Source organism: Sinorhizobium chiapasense (assembly GCF_036488675.1).
Classification (GTDB): Bacteria; Pseudomonadota; Alphaproteobacteria; order Rhizobiales; family Rhizobiaceae; genus Sinorhizobium; species Sinorhizobium chiapasense.
Genome location: NZ_CP133149.1, coordinates 1 through 23456 on the forward strand (window position 1 = coordinate 1; position 23456 = coordinate 23456).

Here is a 23456-nt window from a genome sequence, read left to right on the forward strand (position 1 = left end):
ATGACGCGACACCTCAGCAGCCTTTCCTTCATGGAGAATTTCTCCAGCAAGCTCGAGCTGGCGTTGAACAATTTGAGCATGGCGCAGTTCCCGCCGGATGCGCGGCGCACTATGCGCAAGTTCACATCTACCGAAGTCGCTCAGCTTTTAGATGTCACCGAAGCCTACATCCGGCAGGTTGCCGCAAAGGAGCAGGGCCCTTCCCCCGAAATCTCCAACGGTCGCCGGCTCTATACCCTAGAGCAGGTCCTCGAACTGCGGATGGCGCTCGCCGCCAACGGCCGCAAGAAGTGGATGAATCCGCGCCGTTCAGGCAACGAACAGTGCCAGATTATCGCAGTCACCAATTTCAAGGGCGGATCCAGCAAGACGTCCACCACCATCCATCTTGGACATTACCTGGCTTTACGCGGTTACCGCGTTCTCGCCGTTGATCTTGACCCGCAGGCGTCCCTGACAGCTCTGCATGGCAACCTCCCGAACTTCGACTACAGAGGCGGGGATACCCTCTATTCGGCGATTCGTTTCGAGGATCCGGTTCCAACAAAGTCGATCGTTCACCAAACGCATATCGCCGGCTTCGACGTGATCTGCGCCGGCCTCGAACTCACCGAATTTGAAACGGCCGTCGCGCTGGAGATGCGACGGGCCGGAGGGACAGGCTTCCTGCTTCGCGTTTCCCAGGCCCTCGAACAGGTGGCGGACGACTACGATTTCATTCTGATGGATTCGGCGCCATCTTTGAACTTCTTGACGCTGTCATCCCTCACTGCCGCGACAGGCGTCGTCATCCCTGTTCCGGCGCACATGCTTGACGTGGACTCGACCGCCAAATTCCTCGAGCTCGCTGCATCATATATGCAGATCCTCGATGAGGTAGGCACATCGGCTCAATGGGATTTCGCAAAGTTCCTCATCACGAAATTCGAACCCAACGACCATCCCCAGGCGAATATGTCAGCCCTCATGCGGCAGGTGTTTGGTGAAGACCTGCTGTTGAACTCTGTCATTAAGTCAACTGCGGTCGCAGACGCCCTAACCTGGAAGCAAAGTCTGTACGAAGTGCAGCGGGCGCGCTTCTCCGCTCCCAAGACCTATGACCGCGCCATCGAGTCCATCAATGCGGCCAACGCCGAACTGGAAAGCCTATTCTGGAAGGCATGGGGGAGAGAATGAGCCGCAAGGACTCGAAGGGCCTGTTTGCTAACGTCCTGGGTCAGCTCGAGAGCTCGCCCGAGAGGGGAGGGGGGCAGAGAACGACGTCCCCACATCTTCTGAAAGTGGCGGCTGGGGTCAGGCAGATCCAGGAGCGCAGCGAATTCGCTGAGCGGCTGCTGAAGGATGGCGGTCAGATCATCGAGATCGACCCAGACGATGTACTGGATTCTGCAATTCCGGATCGCTTCGCGTCGGCATACGATGCGGCGAACCTCTCCGAACTCATGCAGTCGATGGGAGAGCACGGGCAGAGTACACCCGGGCTTGTGCGCTCAGTGCAAGGCGCCGCGAAACCGTTTCAGATCGTTTTCGGTCGCCGTCGCCTCGCAGCCGCCAAACTCTTGGGCGTCAAGTTCAAGGCGATTGCGCGGGATCTCAGTGATGAGGATGCGGTCGTTCTTCAAGGCGAGGAGAATAGCAACCGCAATGATCTCTCCTTCATAGAGCGTTGCCTTTTCGCGCATTCGCAAGAGGAGGCCGGTTTCGGTCGCGACGTGATCTGCAAATCACTGAGCACTGGCAAATCGCATATTTCGGAAATGATCCGGCTCGCCAACGCGTTGCCGCGAGAGATTGTCCTGGAGATTGGCCCGGCCCCAGAGATCGGCCGCCGGCGCTGGCTAGACTTGGAGGCCCGATGGGCGGCACATGCGGCCCCGCTTCAGGCGGCCCAGGAAGCGCTTGGCCGAGCCGAAACTCTAAGCGGAGGACGCGCCGCCCGATTTAACGCCGTTTTTGACGTGCTCGGCGCGGAGCAAGACCCCACCCCAGCGACCGTAGACGCCACACAGCTCGTAGCCCACGGCCTTGTTTTGGGGCAGGTGAGCCACGCCAAATCCGGCTCCAAACTCGCTTTCAACAAATCCGTACCGGCTGGGTTCGTCGACTTCGTAGCGGCGCAGATTGAGACGCTGCACGATCAGTTCGTGCAGCGAAAGAAACAGTAGTTCACAGACTTGGAACTAGGAGGATAACCGCAAAAGAAAAAGGCCCCCAAACGTTGCCGTCGTGGAAGCCTTCCTCTGATGTAGCGATCTGAGAATCGCATTTCCACGAATCCCCGTCAAGAGTCTTTGGCACCGTTTTTGGTGAGCGGACTTCTTTTGCCTCTTGAAAGGTGAAGGAAATGCAGGTTGGAAATGTGACGACGCCCTTTGGGCGGCGGCCGGTTTCGCTTGCCCAAATCAGAGGGCAAATGCGGACGGCCGAAATCAGACCCGGTAAGGCAGCCGACAAATGGAAGGTGTTCCGTGACGCTTGCGAGGCGAGGGCTGTTCTCGGCATCCAGGACCGCGCTCTGGCGGTCCTCGATGCGCTGTTGACGTTCTACCCGGACAACGAGCTTTGCGAGGAGCGAGGCCTCGTCGTCTTTCCGTCGAACGACCAGCTCTCAGTACGCGCGCACGGCATCGCCGGCGCGACGCTGCGCCGGCATCTCGCCGCGCTCGTCGACGCTGGCCTGATCCAGCGCAAGGACAGCGCCAACGGCAAACGTTACGCCCGCAAGAACGAGACCGGTGCGATCGAGGAGGCGTTCGGCTTCAGCCTGGCGCCGCTACTGGCTCGCGCCGAGGAACTGGCGCACGCCGCACAACAGGTTGCCGCAGAGCGCAAGCGCTTCCGCATCACCAAGGAAGCGTTGTCAATCTGCCGGCGCGACGTCCGCAAGCTGATCAGCGCGGCGATGGAGGAGGGGGCTGCCGGCGACTGGGGACGCATCGAGGAGATATTCCTCGGCCTGACCGGGCGCATCCCCCGCACGCCGACGATCGCGGATCTACAGCAAATCCTCGAGGAAATGGAGATGCTCCGCGAGGAAATCATCAACCGGCTGGAAACTCAGGAAAATTCCCAGAATATGAGCAGCAATGCTGTTCAAAACGAACGCCACATACAGAATTCAAATACCGAATCCAGCTATGAACTTGAACCTAGCTCTGGAAACGAGCAGGGGGCGGAGGCGAGCCAGACCAGCCGGCCGACGAGCGAGCCGATAAAGGCATTTCCGTTAGGCATGGTGCTGAAGGCCTGCCCAGAGATCAACGATTATGGGCCGGGGGGCGCGGTTGGAAGCTGGCGCGACCTGATGTCGGCGGCGGTCGTCGTTCGATCGATGCTGGGGGTTAGCCCGTCGGCCTATCAGGACGCCTGCGAGGTCATGGGACAGGCTAATGCCGCGGTTGCTGTCGCCTGCATCCTCGAAAGGGCCGGGCACATAAAAAACGCCGGGGGCTACCTGCGTGATCTCACGCGAAAGGCGGCGCGCGGCGAGTTTTCGCTCGGGCCTATGCTAATGGCGTTGATGCGGGCGAATGCGTCGGCCGGGCGTAAGGCGTCATGACGGACGCACGATGCCGCTCAAGGCACAATGAGCCAACACAGCTGCGCGTCTCAGATGATCAGCCGTGCCGCTCGTCCTTGCTTGCGTTCGGCGTTATTGTAGTAGCCCGCCGCCTGCGTCACCGACTTGTGCAGTGACTGCTTCATCGCCTCGGGCAGGGGAATGCCGCGGTTCGCCGCCTCGGTGAGATAGCCGGATCTCAGCCCGTGCGCCGAAAACAGCGCCGGGTCGAGACCAGCCTGTTGGCAGCGGTTTTTCAGGATCAGATTGACCGACTGCGGCGTCAGCGCCCGCCGATCGACATTGCCCCACTGATCGATGCGGCGGAACACCGGGCCGTCGGTGATCTTGGCTTCCTCGAGCCAACGTTTCAGCGCCACGACCGGCCGGCCGATTAGGATTACATGTTCATCGTCATCGCTCGTTGTCGTCTTCGTGCGGCCGAGTCGGATCGACAGGCAGGGCAGGGGAGGGGAGTTCTTGTCATTCGGATCGGCGCGCACCGGTTCTTCGTCGATCAGGTCTTCGACACGCAGCGCCGCCACCTCCGAACGGCGACGGCCGCCGGAGGCAAAGGCGGTCAGAAGCAGCGCGCGATCGCGCTGATCGACCAGGCGTTCGCCGGCGCACGCGGCCAGCAGCTTAGCGAGCACGTCGACGGTCACGGCCTTTTTGCTCTTGCGCTGTCGTGGTCGGCTGCTTGCCTTCACCGCCAGTCTCAGCGCACTTTTCAGCGATGGCGCGCCGAAAGCGCCGGTGAGCCCCCGCCAGCGGGTAAGGATCGACCACGAGGTCAGCCGCCGGCGCACCGTGCCGGGCGCGTGCGGGCCATTGGCCTTGAGCAGCCCCTCGAGGCGCAATCCAGCCTCCACATCCGCGGGCATGCCGTGGCCGGGATCCTCAGTGCGCTTGACCGGATCCCACAGGTGATGGGCGACGAATTTTAAGAGCAGCGCTTCCGGCGCCGGCCAGGGGAGGGGGGACCAGGTCGCTAGCCGACACCAGGCTTCGAGATAGCCGAGGTCCGAGGCAAGCGCCCGAAGCGTGTTCTCGCCCATGCCTTCGCCCGCGAGATGCTTTAAGGTGGCGACGTCGTCGTCGGTCAGAAGCGCGGCAAGCTGGTCGCGCCGGTCGAACGGCAGGATGGCGTCGAGGGCGTCGAGCTCTTCGGCGCGCCTCAGCTGATCGTCGCGAACGGACGTCACCTTCGCGCTCTTGTCGGGGTTAGCCATCGGTTTGCGGCCGCCAGCATTGGATGATGCTCTCGATCTCGCCGCGATAGTCGGACGGATAGACGGCGCCCTCTGCGCGCGCGAGATACGTGAAGATCGTCGCCATGTCCTCAGAGACCTCGATGTCGACGGCGAACAGATCGGCGATGTCGAAGCCGCCGTGGACGTCGGCGTTCCACCAGGCGAGCAGGAAGTTGACGACCCGGCGACCTTGGCCGGTGTCCTCTTGGGCAATGTTCAGCAGTTTTTCGAGAGCAAATCTGACGCGGTCTTCCATGGGATCCTGTCGGGCTTGGTGGGCAATCGTCCTTCAGCCGGATGATGCCGGGTGAATTTTCAGGTCCGTCTGGCCGAAATCGTTTCCCTTGAACAACAGCGGCGCCTTGGCGATCCTCGCAACAGCATAGGAAAAACAGTCGCCCATATTGAGCGTGGCCGGATGGCGACCTTTACCGAAGCGGTCGAACGCTCGTTCCGCTTCCCGGTAATGCGCCTCGTCGAAAGCAATCGCCGTGACGTTGGGTAGCTGGACAAGCTGATCGACAATGTCCGAAGAGTTGGGAAATCCCTTGCCGGTCAGCACCATTCGCGCCTCGAGCAAGGTCGGCCAGCCGATCGCGACCGCCTCCCGACCGACCAACGCGGTGAAGCGTTCGGCCTCCGGCTCTGCCAGCGCCATCGCCAGAATGGCCGACGTATCGACAGCGATCATCGCGGCAAACCGTGTTCGTCGTAGAAATCGTCATGCGCGGATGTCGTGCCGGCCGGCACTGCGCGCCGGCCTTCGGCCATCAAATCCGACAGGACATCGATCGGCGGCCGAGCAGACTGCTGGCGCAGTTCCAGATCATAGTGCTCGAGCGCCAGCTCGACGAGCCTGTTGATCGGCTGACCTGTGCGGCGCGCCAGCGCGTGCGCCAGATCCCTGGCCTTGGTGCTGCGGACGGAGAGCTGCGGTTCGGACATTGCGTTTCCTCGATTGAAATCCCATCGAAGATAGCGATTTTGGCCTGAGATGGCAAGAAAAACGCTTCAGATGGCTCACTATCGATACTATTCAAGTATCGATAGTGAGACGCCGTAGAAATCGACGTCCGAATGACGGAAGCGTGAGGTCAATTGACTTCGGCTTGCGAAATTTAAGACGTTCATTCATATGGTTAAAAAACGTTGAAGAACGTCACGTGCCGCCACGTCGCAACGTCGCAACCATGCATCATGGCATCCTCTGCCTTAAGGCTTCAGTCTTGCCTTTCCAGCCTCCATGAACCGCGACGTCAATTCCTCCATTGCTTCGAAGGGGTTCGCCTGCTTGGATGCACGAAGGTTTTCCGCCTGCTCGACGAATTCCGCCAAGAGCTCCTTCAAGGTGTCCGGATTCGCGGCCAATCGTATCAGCGAGTTCACGCCGTTCTGAGCATAGCCAAGGAATGTTTCGTTCCTCGCCGCGGTCTCCTGAAGCATCTCTTCGGTTATGCGGTCGGCCGGAGCGACGAAGGCCCCATCCTGCCAATCCACATATAGCGAGGCGTTCTTTGCCCCGTTCGATTTGGCATGAAACTCGACCTGGGTCTTCTGAAACGCCTCGAGCGCCGCTTTCATGTCACCCCGCTTGCGCGCGTCTTTCTCGTCCTGCGAAGGCTCGAGCATATAGGCGTTCTGTTTGTTCTTGGCCGCGTGATGCCCAAGGGCGGTCAGCGCCTTCTTCTTATCGACGTCGTGGCCGAGTACCAAGCTGACGGCCCAAGCGCCCAACTTCTCGACCTTCGCGCATTCCTCCAGGGAAATTTGATGGAGACAAAGCGCGCGTGCTTTGGCGCCAACCCCTGCAAGCACCTTCGCTTCGAGGTACAATTGTTCCGCATTGGTGAACGTCACTTTCGCACCCGCGAGCAGGGTGTCGATCGAAGTTTCGGCCCTTCCGTCACCATCAGTCATCGAATACTCCCGCGCTTTCTTGCACCACCCACGCTTGGGTGACGCATCAGTAGATTTCCTTGGCATGATCATGAAGGCGGAATTGCTGGACGTAAGGCGGCTTTCGCGATCGGTTCATCGCTTCCCAATACATCGCGACCGCGACCGGCTCGGTGATCTCGGATGGCACGCGATAGCTGTAGGCCGGAAAATCCGCGCCCGGGATATTGGTCCGATGCCATGACCGTACGAACTCAGGTTGGAGATACCGGTAAATGGCCCACCGAATGTTGTTCAAATATTCCGCTATCTGGCTTGAATGGTACATGAAGATGTTCTCGTGGAACCATTCACAGAAGGTCTCGACGGCAAGATAACCATCTTGTTCGCTGATCGGATGGCCGGCCTCCTCTAGTATTTTCCGGATATGTCGGACGTTCGTGGCGAGCCGGGCGAGATTATGCTTGGCAATATCGCCGCAGATCTTGAGGTATCGAAACCGGGCAACGCGCAGGTCGGCGGCCAGATTGATCGAGTGCAGGTTGACGCCTTCGGTGATGAACGATCCCTCCAGCCAGGAGGCAAAAGCCTCGATCGCGCTGGAAAGTTCGCCCGGCTCCTTGCCGAGTTTTGGCGCCGCACAGACCTGCCGCAGGTGAAACAGGAATGTCAGGTCCGACGGCCGCGCTCCGCTCGGTGCGTTCCTTAGCCCCAGCGGTACCGGATCGCCCTTGAACGCTTTGATTTCCGAAAGGAAGTCAGCCAGCAGGATCGCGAACAGACGAGCATGCTGGCGCGTCTCAAAGAGGAGGTTGCTCGTCTCGACCCTGTCGGTCTTCACGAACATCGCCCAATTCACCATGCCGTCGATCATTTCCCACGCCGAGTTGAGGATGATCGCTTCGCGCTCGGTATCGTTCATCTTTACTCCCAGATCGTTCCCAGCAAACTACTGTAGAACCTTGTCCGAATCCGCCTACCTTGTTCAGGAATAGCAATATGACTTGGGCGCCTATTTACGTCCTGCCGAATATACCGCTGGATGCAGCGATCGGCTGTAATCTGGCGGTGCTCGCCCCGGCCCATGATGAGCGTGTTACGGCGCTAAAGCGGGCACATCCGAACTTTCGCGCATTCCTCAGGCGGTTCACCGACAATTTCGGCGAGAAGTTCGAACCCTGCGTGCTGCTCCTGCACGCGTCTGCACCAGAGAGCTTTCGCCATGTCTCGGCGATCGCAAGTTTCCGCGATGCCGTCGCGATTGCTGCGATCAGCCACGCCCGCGCGCATCAGCTCTCGCATCCCCGTGGGATGCGGGTGCTATTTGGCGAGGCATTCGCCATTTACCCTTGGATGCTCGACCGGAATTTTGAGGACATTATCGGCAGTACGCCGGCGCTTCTCGGCACGCATCTCGTCTCGAGCTTCAAGGGCCAGTCTTCGCCCTCGGTGTTTCGTACAAACCTCAACCCAAGCGCGGTTGATCAGCCGCTCCTCGATGCCCTCCTGATTTGCTGGCGACGACGCTATGAGGCGGCAGAACCGGAATGGAAAGATATCGCGCTGATGCGCTCGCTCAACATGGCCTATCAGGCTTCGCTGCTGCCGGCGGGAACCGAGGCCACTTTCTACGACGTCGGGCGGATCCTGTCGCTCTGGGTCAGTGCCTTCGAGATCCTGGTCCATCCCGGAGGAAATGGTATCTCCAACAGGGACAAGGTGTTTGACCTGATCGAGCAGGCGCCTTGGCTCATTCGGGCCAGTCGGGATCTCGCCCACGACACGGGCCCTGCCAAGAAACTCGTCAAACGCACGCTGGCGTCCTGGCTATACCAGAAGCTCAACGACAGTCGTAACGACTTCCTGCACGGCAACCCAGTCGAGCGGGACAGCCTTGTCCTGGAAATCCCCCAAAGGGGCATATTCGAATATGCCGCTCCGCTCTATCGCATCGCCCTGACCGCCTTTCTGCCGCTCGTCTATGACCGGCCGCAGCCGTCGGCGGACGAGCCGTCAGCACTGGGCGCCTGGCTCGCCGATCGCATGACCTTCACCGACCCGCAGAGAAGCGCCGAAGCCGCGCTGCAAACCGTGCTGCAGCCGCCTCTGGATCCACTGGCGGGACATACCCGCGTAACCCGGCCAGCGCCCCAAAATGGTCCTTCGCAGTGAATCCGGCTTCACCGGCATTTGGCCATTTGTTCTCGTAAATGCGCTCTTTGTCCTTGCGATCCGTCGCCAAGTTGAATGATATCTTTCATCAATGCTCGGAACTTCTTAAACGACCAGGTCCCCGATGCTGCTTGAACTTAAAAGCCAACTGGCGGCGGCCGGTTTCGTACTGTTGAATAGCTACCGACCCGGCGCGGACGTCGTCGACGTGGCCGAGGAGCTCGGCGAAACGCTGACGCCTTGGGAAGGCGGCCTGGTCCAGACGCTGTCGCCGCGTGCGCAAGGGGATCCAAACACCTACAGCGGCAACTTTGGCCTCGGCGCATTTCCCTTTCATACCGATCTCGCTCATTGGCGTATCCCGCCGCGCTACCTCGTTCTGAGGTGTGTTACCGGCTATGCCGATGTTCCGACGTCGCTGGTGGACGGGAATTCCCTGGTCGAGGCGCTTTCGCGCAGCTTACTGGCCCGCGCGATCTTCAAACCGCGGCGCCCGCGCGATGGGGCCTATGCCCTGTTGAGGCTTCTCGAAAACACCGCCGACGGCCGTCACCTGCTGCGGTGGGACGAGCTGTTTTTACAACCCGCCAGCCCGGTCGGGGGAAAGGCCAACGACCTGGTGCGCGAATGGCTTTCTGACTGCCAACCGATCTCGGTTGCGCTAACGCAGCCCGACGACACACTCATCATCGACAACTGGCGCATGCTTCACGCTCGTTCGCCCGTCCTTGCGGGGCGGGAAGACCGAGCCATTCAAAGGGTATATTTGAGGGGGTTGAATTGAAGAAAACGATAGAGCCGGCCGCGACGCCAGCGGCCTATGATCCGGAGGCGCTCTACGCCAAGGCCGAGCGCTACATCCAGCAGATGAGCGATCTCGACAAGGACAATTGGGACTATGCACTCTGGTCGAGCCTCGCCCTCGAATTCCTGGCGCGTGCGGCTCTCGCCAATATCAGCCCTGTGCTGCTCGCCGAAACAGACAAGGCATCCTGGTCCAGCCTCTGTTTCTCCCTCGGTTTTACGCCCAAGGAAAAGAAGTTCACTCCTCGCTCGATCGCTATTGGCGAGGTCTTCAAGCGCCTCGAGGAAATCATCGACGATTTCGTCGACGAACATGTGAAATTCGGCGTGCGCCACACAGGCAAGCGCAATGCCGAGCTTCACTCAGGTGAACCCGCATTCGACGGGGTCAAGGGATCGAGTTGGCAACCGCGTTTCTATGAAAGCTGCGACGTGCTTCTCGCATCAATGGGGATGACGCTCGCGGACTTCCTTGGCGAGAACGAAGCCAAGGTTGCTCGCAAGCTCATCGATGCCGCTGCCGACGAGAGCGCGAAGGCCGTGCAAGGCGACATCGAAAAGCACAAGGCACTCTGGGACGCTCTCGATGCAGACGAGCGTGAGAAGCTCGCCGGGCAGGCTGCGCTCTTGGCTACCCGGCATGCGGGGCATCGTGTCTCCTGTCCTGCCTGCACGTCACAGGCGCTGGTGCACGGCGACCCGATCTCGGATCCGACCAGGAAATTCAGTGAAGACGAGATCACCGAGACGCAGGAATATCTGCCGAACCAGTTCGAATGCACCGCTTGCCGCCTGAAGATATCCGGTCTGTCGCGCCTGGCTGTCGCCGGGGTGAGCGACCGCTACAAGAAAACCCAGCTCTACGATCCCGCCGAATTTTATGCGCCGGCCGATGATTGGTCCGGGTACGAGGACGACAATAACGAACGTTGACGAGCCGCGCTCAAAACTCCCTCAGCGTCGCGAATTCGGTTTGTTCGGACGGTATCCCGAGCGCGGTCATTCCGCTCAGTACCCCGGCCACGTTGCCGTGGTAGCTGACCTTCCACCGCGCCAAAGATGTCACATTCCTCATCACCTCGTAAAAATAGGGATGATCGACGCTTGAGACGGAGTGCCCCATGACGAAGATCTCAGTCACGCCGGAAAGCCTGGCGAAAAACGGGGCGTTGGTTTCGATCACCGCCTCGGTCGGCTTGAACGTCTCCTTGAAGTAATCGTCGATCAGACCCTGACCTTCGACCACGCGCATGTCCGCATCCTCGGGATCGGCGTAGATCCGGTAGGGATCGAGATTCGCCTCCGGCTCCCAGCCATGACCAAGGATCAACGTTTCGGTCGGGTTCGCCGCTGACCCATGAATGTGCAGCACCTGGCTGTCCGGAACGCCATAGAGCTGCTGCAGCGACGACGTGTAGTTGAAGTTCAGGAAAATCGCTGACCGCCGGTAGGAATTCCAAGACGACAAATCTTATGGCATCTCATTGAAACCTGCCGTCTATTAGAAGACTGTATAGCTACCATTTTGTCATCGCCTTTTGAGATTTACGCGTATCTCATCACCTAGGAACCAACCACCTCCCTCGCTCCACGACGAGATGATTCCGCGCGTCTCAAGCCATTGGACCAACGCACGATTTTCATCTGATGTTGGCAATCTTGGAGTGTGATATCCTGTCGTGATCTCAGAAAAAGGCTCTGCAAGCGCCGCAAGCACTTCGCGCACTTCGTCGACCGTCATAGTCGAGTGAAACTTGTTGAACAGCGAAATCTGCGTCCCAACGGGCCTTGAATTCAGTATCAGTGATCGCGCTCTAGCCGCGTCAAGGCCGGATATACGAGCGTTGGTGCGGTCAAGAATCGGGCCGATGAGTGCCGCTCGTTTTGGCAGTTCCGTCAGCGTATTCAGATCGATTAGGTCGATTATCGCGCGCTTATCGTCATCTGTTATGTCGGCTTGAAGGAGCCCTTCTCGGAAGACGTCGTCGAGACCGAACATGTCGGGATCGGCGAGATAAGCTTCGATGTTTTCTGCCACGAAAAGGACCGGCAAGTCTGTACTGACGTCCAGGCTGTCAAGGTTCTCCTTTGAAAAGGTGATCTTCCGCTCTTTTATGAGAGTAGTGAGCTTCGAAGAATCGAGGCTCTTGGGAAAATTCTTGAACGTATTGGGCAACGCTCGGACATATTCCCGGTAGCCGTCATCGCTCAATGCATTCGCGTTAACAAGGAATTGGCGTAGCAGCAGCGTCTCCGGATCGTTAGGCAGACGGTGGTTCAGAATTGCCGCGCGCACATCTTTCCGATCAAGATAGGCCACCAGGATTTCCGCCGCGAAGCCACTGCCTGCCATGAACGAGATACAGTTCTGCCATGTCGGCACGATACGTCGCAGCCCAAACACCATGGCGTGCAATTTCTCCGGAACACCCTCCAGCGTTGGCAGGAGAGCCGTCTGTCGACCGAGAAACTCACGAAGATTGTCGTCGTCAAGTTCCGCCCGGCCGAGGAGATCGGTTATGGCTGCGGCATCTTCCTCAGCATTGTCATGAAGCTCGAGGAGCACGTCGCTAAGATAGAGATCAAGGTCGCGTTCAACCCTCGTGATCAAGGCACGATCTGTGAGCGAACGCAGCGTAGTGTAATTACGCTCGCGAAACGCTACGAGATTGGTCTCGCCCAGAACTTCGGAAAAGACATGTTCCAGATTGGCAACCGAGAGTTCGAAAAGGCCTCGTCTTACCATGAAGCTCACGATGCCGTGGGATCTCCCGATTGCCGGGAGGTCTCGAACCTCGAAGCCAATGCACTCGAGGCGTTCGGGTGCCAAGTCAGATGCAAGTGCCAGAATTTCAGGAAGTCTCGCCGCGACGAAATCAGGCAACTCGTCGCCACCGCGTGCTAGGGTTTCTAGCGCCCTTTCCGGCAGGTTGGTTACCAACTGTGTGATATGGGAGAGATTGCGCTTGCTGGCGATTGCCGTCGTAACGAACTGCTTCCATCCGTCAGCGAGGCGCGAAAGCAATTCGGGGACAGCGCGCCCCGTTGCGTAATAGGCCTCGAAGAAATCTCCGCAGACTTCAAAATGAGATGCGATGAACTCTAAGAGCTTACGAGTCTGCTCGCTGTAGCGGGTCGCCTCGCTCAGAAGGCAGTCAACTAATTTGACGTTAAGGACATAGCTTTGCCCGAAGTCCGCTTCGCGCATCGCTGCGATGACCTCATTCGGGTTGTCAATCTGAAAGCCGGGATCGGGAGTATAGAACGCCCGTACCTGTCTCAGAAACTTGTTGTCATTGGGTGAGAGCCGACCAGAATGAAACAGCGATGTATATTGATAATACGTATCGTCAAGATGACCTTCTAGAATCAAGAAGCGAGCCAGCTCTCCCTTTTCGCCGAAGCCGTCGAAAAGATCGGTTACACGCTCGGCGCCTGAACGCACAAGTTCATTGAATTTGGTTGTTCGAAGAGTCGCGATCTTCGCTCTAAGCTCACGAATTTGTCGCAAGCTCTCGCTCTTGTTGGCCTCAGTTTTGTTTTCGATCTCTACCATGCGCTGCAAGTAGGTCTTCTGGCTATCGACCTCGTTCTGCAAGGTGGAGATATCGATCCGCTGTCGGTGATTATAGATGTTGCGGTAGCTGATATGCGGAGTTGAGAATAACTGCTCAAACCCGTCTTGCCCAACAAGCTCCGGAAGTGTGATCCAAGATTGCCCGCCAAGGCTGACGCCAGTGACGTCCGCGGGCAGCCGCTCGATAAGCGCCATTGCGTAGATTCGACGCAATTCTTTCAGGTCAGAAGGTGTCTGCCGTTCGGCAATGTCGATCTTTTGTTCGAGTTCCGCTATCTCGGCCTTACAAGCGGCCTCTCCGTGTGTAACAAGTTCATCGTGGCGGCCCAGAATATCAGCGAGATTTCCCTCGCCCCGGTGGAGCTGTTCGAAATCTTTGGGGTAGACGTTCTTATAGATCAAGATCGCAAGCAGCTTGTTGGCGTCCAGCGTATTTTCGTCGTCGGTTTCCAGGTTGGCGACGTAGATGGCATATTCATTGAAGATATTCTGAATGAGCCTCAAGTCATTTAGATATCTTGATACCTCTCGTAGGAACTGCCGATCAAGGCGCCCGTCTAGTTCAAGCCTCTTTCCCTGTTCCAGCACCATGTCGATCGAGTTCGAAGCGTTGATGATCGGAATGACGGGAATGATGAATTCAAAGAACTTAGTCCGATCCGTATTAACAAACACGTCGTCGCGTAGGGCGTAAAGAAATCTAATCGTTCGTTTGACTCCCGCATTCTCATTCACCAAACTGTTTATTTCACGCAATGTCACAAATATTTCGGCATCTTCGAAGCGATCCAGATCCTCAATGATTACGAGATCATAGTCTGTTGACTGGAAGAAGTAGATAATCTCATCCAAATGACGGTTAAGTATTGAATCTAGATTGTCTGACGCAGGCCTTATTTCTATGTCTTTTAGAGAGATGCTTTTGAGTGACAGCCCAAAGCTGGCGACATAAAAGTTGTGCAACACAACCCACAAAAAAAGCAATGAAAACGCGAAGACTCCAAAATTAGGCCAATTGCTGAATGCGAGTGGATCGAAAAAGGTGCCGCTGATTATCGGTTCCCGCTTTGTGAACACGTACCAGAGCGAAAGTAGGCCGAACATGATGTACAGCGATTTGAAGATCGACAAGACGTCAGGGGATTGAATTCGCTTAAATCGCGACAGTGGAAGTTTGTTGGCATCTGCGCCGTACAGCATTTGCTGTAGTATGCTTCTTTCAATCTCTTGCCGACTCACTTTGAGACTTGGGGCGCTAGTTTCTTTGTCGCTTGGCGGGCTGGCTTCTTTCACGAACGCGGCGAGAGATATATGAAGTGCAGGTCTTCGGTATCTTTTCAGGAACGACTGGATGATGCTGCTTTTTCCTGAACCATAAGGCCCCGTCAGCGCTATATTGTTTACCTTCGGGTCAGTCGTGGCGAAGAGCAAAGCTTCGGAATATACACCATCCTTGTCAGCTTGGTCGGTCGGGGCGAGATTTACAAATTTTGCTTTTGTGACGGCTGGGCGACCAATACCTTCCAAAAAGGCGCCGAAACTAGTGAACAAGCCACCCAGCCAACTTGTTAATGTTGTAATGCGTTCGCCCATGAGTAACCTAACTATCAAAAATCCAAGCGATAAATATCACTGACGAGCCGGAAAAACCTACTTTTTAACCGCCAAGAAATCCGCATTTGGGAATCCTAGATTCCCACCATCCGCAATCATAGCGGGAAGTCGCCATTGGTAATAGTCTCGATGATTGGCAGCATTCCTGCGCTCACGGTATCAGCCGCAACGGCCGAGATGGGGGCGCAACGCTGTCCTGGGCTTAAGCGTGGACACGCCCCTTACGGGCCGTGCAGAATTGTGCTTCCGCGAGCCCTGCGAGCCTTGTTGCTGCGATGTTCACCCTTTGGGCCAAAATGATCGCATAATGTATCGTCGGGAACTACGGTCGCGTTGTCGCGGTATTGGATCAACCCTGGCGTATATGACGTGAGATTACGTCCTTGTAGGTCTCGGTCTTGCCTCCGGTAATCGCGTCGATCATTTCATGATGCTCCCTGGACGATTGCTCGATGCGCGCCCGCGTTTTCCATTGCGCCACGGGGGCGGAGGAGGTGCGCTGGCGGATTTCCGTCACGAGGTTGACGAGCTCCTGATTGCCGCAGAGCGCAAGCAGGCGATGGTGAAAGGCGAGATTGGCCTCGTAAAGTTCAATCGGCGTTCCTTCGAGGATCATCCGGTCGAAGCGCGATGCGAGGTCGCGTAGCGACTCGACGTCCGCGGCAGACGCATTTGACACGATCTTATCCGCAACGCCGGTCTCCAGCAGGATGCGAATTTCGGTGACCTCGGCCGCCTGCCGTCCGTCCGGCTCGAACACGTGGTAGCCGCGGTTCGGTACGTGCTCGACGAGGCGTCGCTGGGCGAGCCGGTCGAGTGCGCGGCGCACTTCCGGACGGGTACACTGATAACGCCGCTCAAGGTCGATCTGCTTCAGCCACGCGCCGGCGGCGAGCACGCCTGTCTGGATGTCGTGCAGAATCAAATCCGTGACGTCGACCGCCTTAGCATCGCTCTCTTCCCGCGGTTTCACCTTGTTCATGTGGCCTCCTTCAGATCTCGATCATTCTGCCATTGCCCGTGGTCGCTCTCCAAGATGCGGCGGCGTGGAAAATGGAAGGCAGGCGTGTGGATAAACCGATTCATACCTCTCCGACGCCCTCTGTCATAAAATTCGCTTGATCTCACTTGCGCATTTCAAAATGTTATCATAAATTGGCGCCAATTTTGGATATCATTGTTTGGGAAGTCAGTAAACGATGAAAAATTCGGACGCCGTCTGGGACCTCGTCGACAGGAAGCGTGAAGCGTTCTTCTCGCTGAGCGATCGGGTGTGGGACACGCCGGAAACCAACTACGAGGAGTACCGGTCGTCGGCCGAGCACGCCGCGATGCTGGAGGCGGAAGGCTTCCGGGTCGCACGCGGCATTGCCGGCATGCCGACGGCGCTGATGGGCGAGGCGGGCGAGGGCGGCCCGGTCATCGCCATTCTCGGTGAGTTCGATGCGCTTCCCGGTCTCAGCCAGCAGGCGGGTCTGGCCAGTGAGCGGCCGCTGGTTCCGGGCGGCAATGGCCACGGCTGCGGGCACAACCTGCTCGGTGCCGGTTCGATGATGGCGGCGACCGCCGTCAAAGATTATCTCGAAGCCAGCGGCATCAAGGGGCGGATCCGTTATTACGGCTGCCCGGCGGAGGAGGGCGGCTCCTCCAAGGGCTTCATGGTACGCGCCGGGGTCTTCGACGACGTGGACATCGCCATTTCCTGGCATCCAGCGCCCTTTGCCGGCGTCAATAACCCGATCTCACTCGCCTGCAACGAGATCAACTTCCACTTCAGCGGCCGCGCCTCGCATGCCTCCGCTTCGCCGCACCTCGGCCGCAGCGCGCTCGATGCCGTGGAGCTGATGAATGTCGGCGTGAACTACCTGCGCGAGCACATGCCCTCGACCGCCCGCATCCACTATGCCGTGACCGACACGGGCGGCCACGCGCCGAACGTCGTGCAGGCGCGCGCGACGGTGCGCTATCTGATCCGGGCGCGCAGCCTGCCGGAACTGCTTGACCTCCTGGGTCGCGTCAAGAACGTGGCCGAAGGCGCGGCGCTGATGACGGGAACGACCGTGCGCAGCGAAATCGCCAGCGGCGACGCCAATCTCGTCGGCAACACGCCGCTGGAAGCGCTGATGCATTCGCATCTCGAGCGGCTGGGCCCGCCCGTCTTCGACGACGCCGACCGGGCGATCGCCGCGAAGTTCCAGGAGACCTTCAGCGCCGAGGACATCGCCGCCTCGTTCGAACGCTTCGGCCTCAAGCTGCGCAAAGGTCTGGCGCTTTGTGACATGATCTTCCCACCGGAAAGCGGCAATGGCACGCTCGTCGGCTCGACCGATGTCGGCACGGTGAGCTGGGTGGTGCCGACCGTGCAGATGCGCGGCGCGACCTACGCGATCGGAACGCCCGGGCACTCCTGGCAGCTCGTGGCCCAGGGCAAGCTGCCCGCAGCCCACAAGGGCATGGAGCACGCGGCAAAGATCATGGCAAGCACGGCGCTGGACCTCATCACCAACCCCGACCTCATCGCCTCCGCCAAGGCCGACCATGCCGCGCGGCTCGATGGCACGCCCTTCGTCAACCCGATCCCCGACGAAGTCGATCCACCGCTGCCGGAGAAGCGCGATGGTTAGCTTCACGCTCGAACCGGATCGCGATCGTCTGGCCGCCCATATCGCGGAGTTCGGCCGACGCATCAAGCTTTCGGGAACGCCGCAGGAACTGGAGAGCTTCCGTTATCTCGAGCGTGAGATGACGTCCTACGGCTACCGCACTGAGCTTCTCACCCACGACGCTTATATCAGCCTTCCGGGGCATGCACGCGTCGAGGCAAACGGCGACGCCCTTCGTTGCATCACGCATTCCATGTCGGCCCCGACGTCGGGCGGCGGCATCAGCGCGCCCCTTGTCTATGTCGGCGAGGGCGACGAGGCGGCGTTCGCAAAAGCCGACGTCAAGGGCAAGATCGTGCTTGTCGACGGGATCGCCACCGAGGAAGTGACTGCGCTCGCAAGCGCGCACGGTGCCGCTGGCCAGCTTCACGTCAGTCCGAACGAACATCTCTACGACATGTGCGTCTCGCCGGTATGGGGCAGTCCCTCGCAGTACACGCGCGCGATGCTGCCGACCACTGTCGTGTGCACGATCGCGCGGGACGACGGAGCAAACCTGCGCGCACAATGCCTGGTGGGAGAGGACGTGCGCGTCTCGCTCTCAGCAGAGGTGGACACCGGCTGGCGAAAAACGCCGATCCTCGCCGCCGAACTGCCCACGGAAGAGGAGGCGGGCGACGACGCGCCGTTCGTATTGTTTTCCGGCCATCACGATACCTGGCATTACGGCGTGATGGACAATGGTGGCGCCAACGCCACCATGCTCGAGGCGGCACGGCTACTCGCAGAGCGACGCAGCATGTGGAAGCGGGGTCTGAGGCTCTGCTTCTGGTCGGGCCACTCGCATGGGCGTTACTCCGGGTCGGCCTGGTATGCGGACGAATATTGGGACGAGCTCGATCAGCGCTGCGTCGCCCATGTGAATGTCGACTCCACGGGCGGCGAGGGGGCGAGCCTGCTCACCAATTCGGCGGTCATCGACGAATTGAAATCCGTTGCCGCGGAAGCGGTCGAGGCCGTAAGCGGCCAGCGCCATGCCGGCCGCCGTCACGGCCGTGCCGCGGACCAGTCGTTCTGGGGCATCGGCATACCGTCGATGTTCGGCAGTCTCAGCCATCAGCCGCCTGGTCCGGTCAAGATGCTGACGGCGCTCGGCTGGTGGTGGCATACGCCGCACGATACGGCGGAACACATCGACCTCGACAATCTGCAGCGAGACACGACGATCGTGCTTCGCGTGCTGTGGCGCTTGCTGACGTCCTCCGTACTGCCGCTCGACTACGCCGCCGTTGCCGCCTCGATGCGCGAAGAACTGCGCGGCCTTCAAGAGCGGCTGGGCGAGCGGATGGATGTGACGAGCCTGCTTGCGCGTCTCGATGCGCTCGAAGCGGCGGCGCAGGCGGTAAACCGGATGGCGAGCCATGCCGAGGGCGATGCGGCGCGGGGGATCAATCGCGCCCTGATGCGTGCCTCGCGCATGCTCGTGCCGCTCAACTACACGAGCGGCAACCGCTTCGCCCACGACAGCGCTCTGCCGCATCCGGCCTGGCCGTCGCTCGACGGTCTGCGCGAGCTCGCGAAGCTGCCGCAAGGCTCGCCCGACCTGCCGTTCTACGCGGTCGCCGCAAGGCAGAGTCGAAACCTGGTCGCTTATGCATTGCGCGAAGCACACGCTGCGCTGGCAGCCGTCGCGGAGGCGGACTGACGGAGCGCCCGATCAACCACGACCGGCCAGTAAAAGACCGGCAAAAACCAAAGGGAACAGAAAAATGAAACAAAGCAGATTTATTGCAGCCGTAGTGGTGGCTGGTCTTTCGTTCAGTGCGTCGGCCGTTCTGGCAAAGGACTGGACCCACGTCAGAGTCGGTATCGAAGGCGCCTTCCCGCCGTGGAACGCGCTTGACTCCAAGGGTGAGCTGACCGGTTTCGACGTCGACCTCATCAAAGATCTCTGCACGCGCGCCAAGGTGGAATGCGAGCTGATGACCGGCGAGTGGACGAGCCTTATTCCCAGCCTCAATGCGGGCAAGTTCGATCTGATCATGACGCTCGGGATTAATGAGAAACGCAAACAGGTCGTCGATTTCACCGTCCCCTATGCGAGCGGTGTCGCGACATTCCTGATCGCCAAGGACGGTCCCGTGCCCGAACTGCCGATGACCGGCGAAAGGCTCAACCTCAACGACAAGGAAAAGGCCGATCCGGTCATGAAGACGATCGCCGGAGCCCTGAACGGCAAGGCGATCGGCGTGGTGCAGGCCACCAGCCAGGAGCAACTGATCCGAGCTTACTTCGGAGATACAGTCACGGTGCGCACCTACAAGACCTCTGGCGAGCGCGACCTTGATTTGAAGGCCGGGCGAATCGATGCGGGTTTTGACAGCGGCGTCTACGGAACCTCGATCCTCGCCAAGCCGGGCAACGAGGACCTCGCCATGACCGGGCCGCTCGTCAAGGGAGCGATGCTGGCGACCGAGGTCGCCATGGGCATGCGCAAGGGCGAGACGGAGCTCAAGAAAAAGTTCGATGCCGCGATCAAATCGGCCGCGGCCGACGGCGTCATCCGTTCGCTTTCCGAAAAGTGGAGCAAACTCGATCTGACCCCATCCTTCTAACAGAGACGAGGCGGGCGGGCGCTCCTGAATGCCCGCCGGCCACGCGCAGCGGATAGCCAGTCATGAACAGACAGGTAATTGCCGGGCCATTTGGAAGAGGAAGACCCTCCCCATGAACAGTCCCGGTTTCTTCGACATCATCAGCTTCGGGCCTGATGGCTGGGGTCATGCGCTCGCGGCCGGCGCATGGATGACGATCCTCATTGCGCTTGCAGGCTTTGCGATCGGCAGCGTCATCGGCACCTTCGGCGCCTGGGCGAAGATTTCCGGCGGCCCGATCCCCCGCGTGATTGCCGACGCCTATACCACCATCCTGCGCGGCATTCCGGACCTGCTCGTCATCTATCTCTTTTATTTCGGGGGTAGCGCGGTCGTCACCGCCGTCGGACAGTTCTTCGGGGCGGAAGGCTTTGTGAGCTTCCCAGGCTTCGTCGCTGGCGCGCTTGCCGTCGGCGTGACCTCGGGCGCGCAGCAGACCGAAGTTTTCCGTGGCGCGTTTCGCGCAGTTCATCCGGGCGAGCTCGAGGCGGCGACGGCCTGCGGCATGGGGCGGGTGCTCAAATTCCGTCGCATCACCGCGCCGTTGACGCTGCGTCATGCGCTACCGGGGCTTGGCAATGTCTGGCAGGTGGTGTTGAAGGAGTCCGCACTCGTCTCGGTCACGGGTGTGGTTGAGCTGTTGCGCCAGGCGCAGATCGGCGCCGGATCGACCAGCCTGCCGTTCGATTTCTATTTCATCGCCGCGATGATTTATCTCGCGATCTCCACCGTCTCGGGCGCCCTCCTCAACGCCTCGGAACGGCGGTTTTCGCGCGGCGTCAGGAGGGGTTGATGGATTTCGCCTTTGCCTCCGAAACCCTCGTGAGCCTGCTGTCGGCGCTGCCGCTGACCCTGGAGCTTGCCGTGATGGCAATCGCGCTTGGCTCGGTTCTCGCTCTCGCTCTCGCGCTGGCACGTCTGTCGGGCATCCTCGTGCTGGACTGGTTCGCCCGTGCCTATGTCTTCGTCTTTCGCGGAACGCCGCTGCTCGTTCAGATCTTCCTGATCTATTACGGCCTCAGCCAGTTTCCCGCCGTGCGGCACAGCATCCTTTGGCCGGTGCTGCGCGAACCCTATTGGTGCGCGGTGCTGGCGCTGATGCTGAACACCGCGGCCTATGCGAGCGAGATCATTCGCGGCGGTCTGCTGTCGGTGCCGCACGGTCAGGTCGAGGCGGCGCGCGCCTGCGGCATGCCTCGCTTCATGATCTTCCGCCGCATCGTCATGCCGCTCGCCATCCGCCAGGCGCTGCCGGGCTACGGCAACGAGATGATCTCGATGGTCAAGGCGACGTCACTCGCCTCGATCATCACGCTGATGGAGATCACCGGCGTCGCCGCCCGGATCATTTCGGAAACCTACAGGGTGATCGAGGTCTTTGTCGTCGCCGGCGCGATCTATCTCGCCATCAATTTCCTGCTCACCCGGCTCATCGCCTTCGTCGAATACCAGTTGAGCCCGCATCAGCGCCAGCCACTGCCCGTAACCGGCAGGCTGAAGGGAGAAACCCATTGAACATGTCCGCACAAGCCGCTCCGCCCATCGCCATCAGCGTCCGCGACCTCTACAAGAGCTTCGGCCCGGTCGAGGTGCTGAAAGGCATATCGATCGACGCCCTTGAAGGCGAGGTCATCTCCATTCTCGGCTCGTCCGGCTCCGGGAAATCGACACTGCTGCGCTGCATCAACATGCTCGAAGTCCCGGACTCCGGCACGATTGCGGTAGCCGGCGAGGCCATCCGCCTCAAGACTCTCAGTGGTGGAAAGAGCCGACCGGCCGACCAGAAGCAGGTCGACCGCATCCGCTCCGAACTCGGCATGGTGTTCCAGAGCTTCAATCTCTGGTCCCACAAGACGGTGCTGGAGAACGTCATCGAGGCGCCCGTTCACGTGTTGAAGCGGCCGCGAAAAGAGGCAACCGAGGAGGCCGAGGCGCTGCTTGCCAAGGTCGGCATCGCCGACAAGCGCAATCACTATCCGGCCCATCTCTCCGGCGGCCAGCAGCAGCGCGCCGCGATTGCCCGCGCGCTCGCGATGCGGCCGAAGGCGATGCTCTTCGACGAGCCCACCTCGGCGCTCGACCCGGAGCTCGTCGGCGAGGTGCTGCGCGTCATGCGCGGGCTCGCCGAGGAAGGCAGGACAATGCTGGTCGTCACCCACGAGATGGGCTTTGCCCGCGACGTATCGAGCCGCGTCGTCTTCCTGCACAAGGGCGCGATCGAGGAGGAGGGCGCGCCGCACGAAGTCTTCACCAATTCGAAATCCGAACGTTTCCGGCAGTTCATCAGCAACTGAAGCGTCCACCAACGGGGACGTACCGCGAAAGCTCACCCAACCACCAAGCAAAGGGGAACAGCAGAATGAAGAAATCAACCGCGATCATCGCGGCGGCGGTCGCCGCCGTCGGTCTTCTGGCCGCGACCGCGCAGGCGGAAGAGAAGAAGTGGACGAAGATCACCATTGCCACCGAAGGCGCCTTTCCGCCCTACAACCTGACGAGGCCGGACGGAACGTTGGACGGCTACGAGATCGAGCTCAGCAAATATCTCTGCGAGCACATGAAGGTCGAGTGCACCCTCATCCCGCAGGCCTTCGACGGCATGATCCCGGCGCTGAACGCCGGCAAGTTCGACGCCATCATGGCCGGCATGTCGGCGACGGAGAAGCGCAAGGAAGTGATCGACTTCTCGATGTCCTACGGCAGCACCGGCCAGGCCTTCGCGACGCTCAAGGGCAGCGACCTCGAAACGTTGCCGATGAAGGGCGAGCTCTTTTCGCTGGCCTCCAACGAGGCGGGCGCACGCAAGGCGGCAGAGGAACTGAAGCCGCTGATCGAAGGCAAGACGATCGGCGTGCAGAGCGCTTCGATCGCGGCGCGCTTCATCGACGAATACCTGAAGGACGTCGTCGACGTACGCGAATACAAGACGACCGAACAGCACGACCTCGATCTCGTCGCTGGCCGCGTCGATTTCGTCATGGCCTCGATGGGATATCTCAAGACCGCCGTCGAAAAGCCGGCGAATGCCGACATGACGATCGTCGGTCCGCGCTTCCAGGGCGGCTTCCTCGGCGCCGGCAGCTCCGTCGGGCTACGCAAGAGCGACACCGAGCTCAAGGCCATGTTCGACGGTGCGATCGCCGCCGCCAAGACGGATGGCACCATCAAGCGCCTCTCGGAAAAGTGGTTCGGCTTCGACCTGACCCCGCGATAAGGCGCCAACGCCATTCCTGAAACTTGAGAAACGCCGCGTATTCCTTCGAATGCGCGGCGTCTTCGCGCCGCGCCTCATGTCTGCGGTTCAAATCCCCCCTCATATGAGAA

General features: G+C 59.7%; 22 protein-coding genes. 13 read left to right on the forward strand and 9 right to left on the reverse strand.

Annotated features, from left to right (window positions below):
- The 3 genes from repA to repC all read left to right on the forward strand — a co-directional run bounded on the left by repA (position 1) and on the right by repC (position 3559).
- Positions 1–1176, forward strand: coding sequence for a plasmid partitioning protein RepA (repA, locus tag RB548_RS20615; protein ID WP_225192622.1), 1176 nt, complete (start codon positions 1–3; stop codon positions 1174–1176).
- Positions 1173–2165, forward strand: coding sequence for a plasmid partitioning protein RepB (gene repB, locus RB548_RS20620; protein WP_331375134.1), 993 nt, complete (start codon positions 1173–1175; stop codon positions 2163–2165). The genes repA and repB overlap by 4 nt, the downstream gene beginning before the upstream one ends.
- A 179-nt stretch (positions 2166–2344) precedes the next feature.
- Positions 2345–3559: a plasmid replication protein RepC gene (gene repC, locus RB548_RS20625; protein ID WP_331375135.1), complete on the forward strand. Its 1215-nt coding sequence runs from the start codon at positions 2345–2347 to the stop codon at positions 3557–3559.
- A 50-nt stretch (positions 3560–3609) separates the two neighbouring features.
- On the opposite strand, the gene RB548_RS20630 is transcribed toward repC, so the two are convergent.
- The 6 genes from RB548_RS20630 to RB548_RS20655 all read right to left on the reverse strand — a co-directional run bounded on the left by RB548_RS20630 (position 3610) and on the right by RB548_RS20655 (position 7630).
- Positions 3610–4791: a tyrosine-type recombinase/integrase gene (locus RB548_RS20630; protein WP_331375136.1), complete on the reverse strand. Its 1182-nt coding sequence runs from the start codon at positions 4789–4791 to the stop codon at positions 3610–3612.
- Positions 4784–5068: a DUF7673 family protein gene (locus RB548_RS20635; protein WP_331375137.1), complete on the reverse strand. Its 285-nt coding sequence runs from the start codon at positions 5066–5068 to the stop codon at positions 4784–4786. Before RB548_RS20635 ends, RB548_RS20630 begins: the two co-directional genes overlap by 8 nt.
- A gap of 33 nt (positions 5069–5101) precedes the next feature.
- Positions 5102–5503, reverse strand: coding sequence for a type II toxin-antitoxin system VapC family toxin (locus RB548_RS20640; protein WP_331375138.1), 402 nt, complete (start codon positions 5501–5503; stop codon positions 5102–5104).
- Positions 5500–5757, reverse strand: coding sequence for a type II toxin-antitoxin system VapB family antitoxin (locus tag RB548_RS20645; RefSeq protein WP_331375139.1), 258 nt, complete (start codon positions 5755–5757; stop codon positions 5500–5502). Before RB548_RS20645 ends, RB548_RS20640 begins: the two co-directional genes overlap by 4 nt.
- Positions 5758–6024: 267 nt before the next feature.
- Positions 6025–6729: an AbiV family abortive infection protein gene (locus RB548_RS20650; protein ID WP_331375140.1), complete on the reverse strand. Its 705-nt coding sequence runs from the start codon at positions 6727–6729 to the stop codon at positions 6025–6027.
- A gap of 46 nt (positions 6730–6775) precedes the next feature.
- The gene (locus tag RB548_RS20655) at positions 6776–7630 is read right to left on the reverse strand and encodes a hypothetical protein (protein WP_331375141.1); all 855 of its coding nucleotides are present in this window, start codon (positions 7628–7630) and stop codon (positions 6776–6778) included.
- A gap of 77 nt (positions 7631–7707) precedes the next feature.
- Between RB548_RS20655 and RB548_RS20660 the strand changes: the two genes are divergently transcribed.
- From RB548_RS20660 to RB548_RS20670, 3 genes are all read left to right on the forward strand, one after another.
- A complete protein-coding gene (locus RB548_RS20660; protein WP_331375142.1) occupies positions 7708–8880 on the forward strand; it encodes a hypothetical protein in 1173 nt (390 codons plus the stop codon).
- Between the two features lie 124 nt (positions 8881–9004).
- Complete coding sequence (locus tag RB548_RS20665) at positions 9005–9664, forward strand: TauD/TfdA family dioxygenase (RefSeq protein ID WP_331375143.1); 660 nt, start codon at positions 9005–9007, stop codon at positions 9662–9664.
- Positions 9661–10617, forward strand: a complete 957-nt coding sequence (locus RB548_RS20670) for a hypothetical protein (RefSeq protein WP_331375144.1) — start codon at positions 9661–9663, stop codon at positions 10615–10617. Before RB548_RS20665 ends, RB548_RS20670 begins: the two co-directional genes overlap by 4 nt.
- A 10-nt stretch (positions 10618–10627) precedes the next feature.
- Here the strand turns inward: RB548_RS20670 and RB548_RS20675 are convergent, their stop codons facing one another.
- The 3 genes from RB548_RS20675 to RB548_RS20685 all read right to left on the reverse strand — a co-directional run bounded on the left by RB548_RS20675 (position 10628) and on the right by RB548_RS20685 (position 15857).
- Positions 10628–11152 carry a bacteriophage abortive infection AbiH family protein gene (locus tag RB548_RS20675; protein WP_331375145.1) on the reverse strand — a complete coding sequence of 175 codons (525 nt, stop codon included), beginning with the start codon at positions 11150–11152 and terminating at the stop codon, positions 10628–10630.
- Positions 11153–11212: 60 nt separating this feature from the next.
- Positions 11213–14854: a YobI family P-loop NTPase gene (locus RB548_RS20680; protein WP_331375146.1), complete on the reverse strand. Its 3642-nt coding sequence runs from the start codon at positions 14852–14854 to the stop codon at positions 11213–11215.
- A gap of 370 nt (positions 14855–15224) precedes the next feature.
- Positions 15225–15857 (reverse strand): GntR family transcriptional regulator, encoded by a 633-nt coding sequence (locus RB548_RS20685; RefSeq protein WP_331375147.1) that lies wholly within the window; start codon positions 15855–15857, stop codon positions 15225–15227.
- A 217-nt stretch (positions 15858–16074) separates the two neighbouring features.
- On the opposite strand from RB548_RS20685, the gene RB548_RS20690 reads away from it, so the two are divergent.
- The 7 genes from RB548_RS20690 (at position 16075) to RB548_RS20720 (ending at position 23346) form a co-directional block, all read left to right on the forward strand.
- Positions 16075–17499 (forward strand): M20 family metallopeptidase, encoded by a 1425-nt coding sequence (locus RB548_RS20690; protein WP_331375148.1) that lies wholly within the window; start codon positions 16075–16077, stop codon positions 17497–17499.
- On the forward strand, positions 17492–19183 hold the full coding sequence (locus tag RB548_RS20695) for a M28 family peptidase (RefSeq protein WP_331375149.1): 1692 nt from the start codon (positions 17492–17494) through the stop codon (positions 19181–19183). Before RB548_RS20690 ends, RB548_RS20695 begins: the two co-directional genes overlap by 8 nt.
- A gap of 64 nt (positions 19184–19247) precedes the next feature.
- Positions 19248–20093 carry a transporter substrate-binding domain-containing protein gene (locus RB548_RS20700; protein WP_331375150.1) on the forward strand — a complete coding sequence of 282 codons (846 nt, stop codon included), beginning with the start codon at positions 19248–19250 and terminating at the stop codon, positions 20091–20093.
- Between the two features lie 112 nt (positions 20094–20205).
- Positions 20206–20925, forward strand: a complete 720-nt coding sequence (locus tag RB548_RS20705; protein ID WP_331375151.1) for an ABC transporter permease — start codon at positions 20206–20208, stop codon at positions 20923–20925.
- On the forward strand, positions 20925–21647 hold the full coding sequence (locus RB548_RS20710) for an ABC transporter permease (RefSeq protein ID WP_331375152.1): 723 nt from the start codon (positions 20925–20927) through the stop codon (positions 21645–21647). Before RB548_RS20705 ends, RB548_RS20710 begins: the two co-directional genes overlap by 1 nt.
- A gap of 2 nt (positions 21648–21649) precedes the next feature.
- Positions 21650–22426 (forward strand): ABC transporter ATP-binding protein, encoded by a 777-nt coding sequence (locus tag RB548_RS20715; protein ID WP_331375153.1) that lies wholly within the window; start codon positions 21650–21652, stop codon positions 22424–22426.
- A 65-nt stretch (positions 22427–22491) separates the two neighbouring features.
- Complete coding sequence (locus tag RB548_RS20720; protein ID WP_331375154.1) at positions 22492–23346, forward strand: transporter substrate-binding domain-containing protein; 855 nt, start codon at positions 22492–22494, stop codon at positions 23344–23346.
- Positions 23347–23456 lie beyond the last annotated feature (110 nt).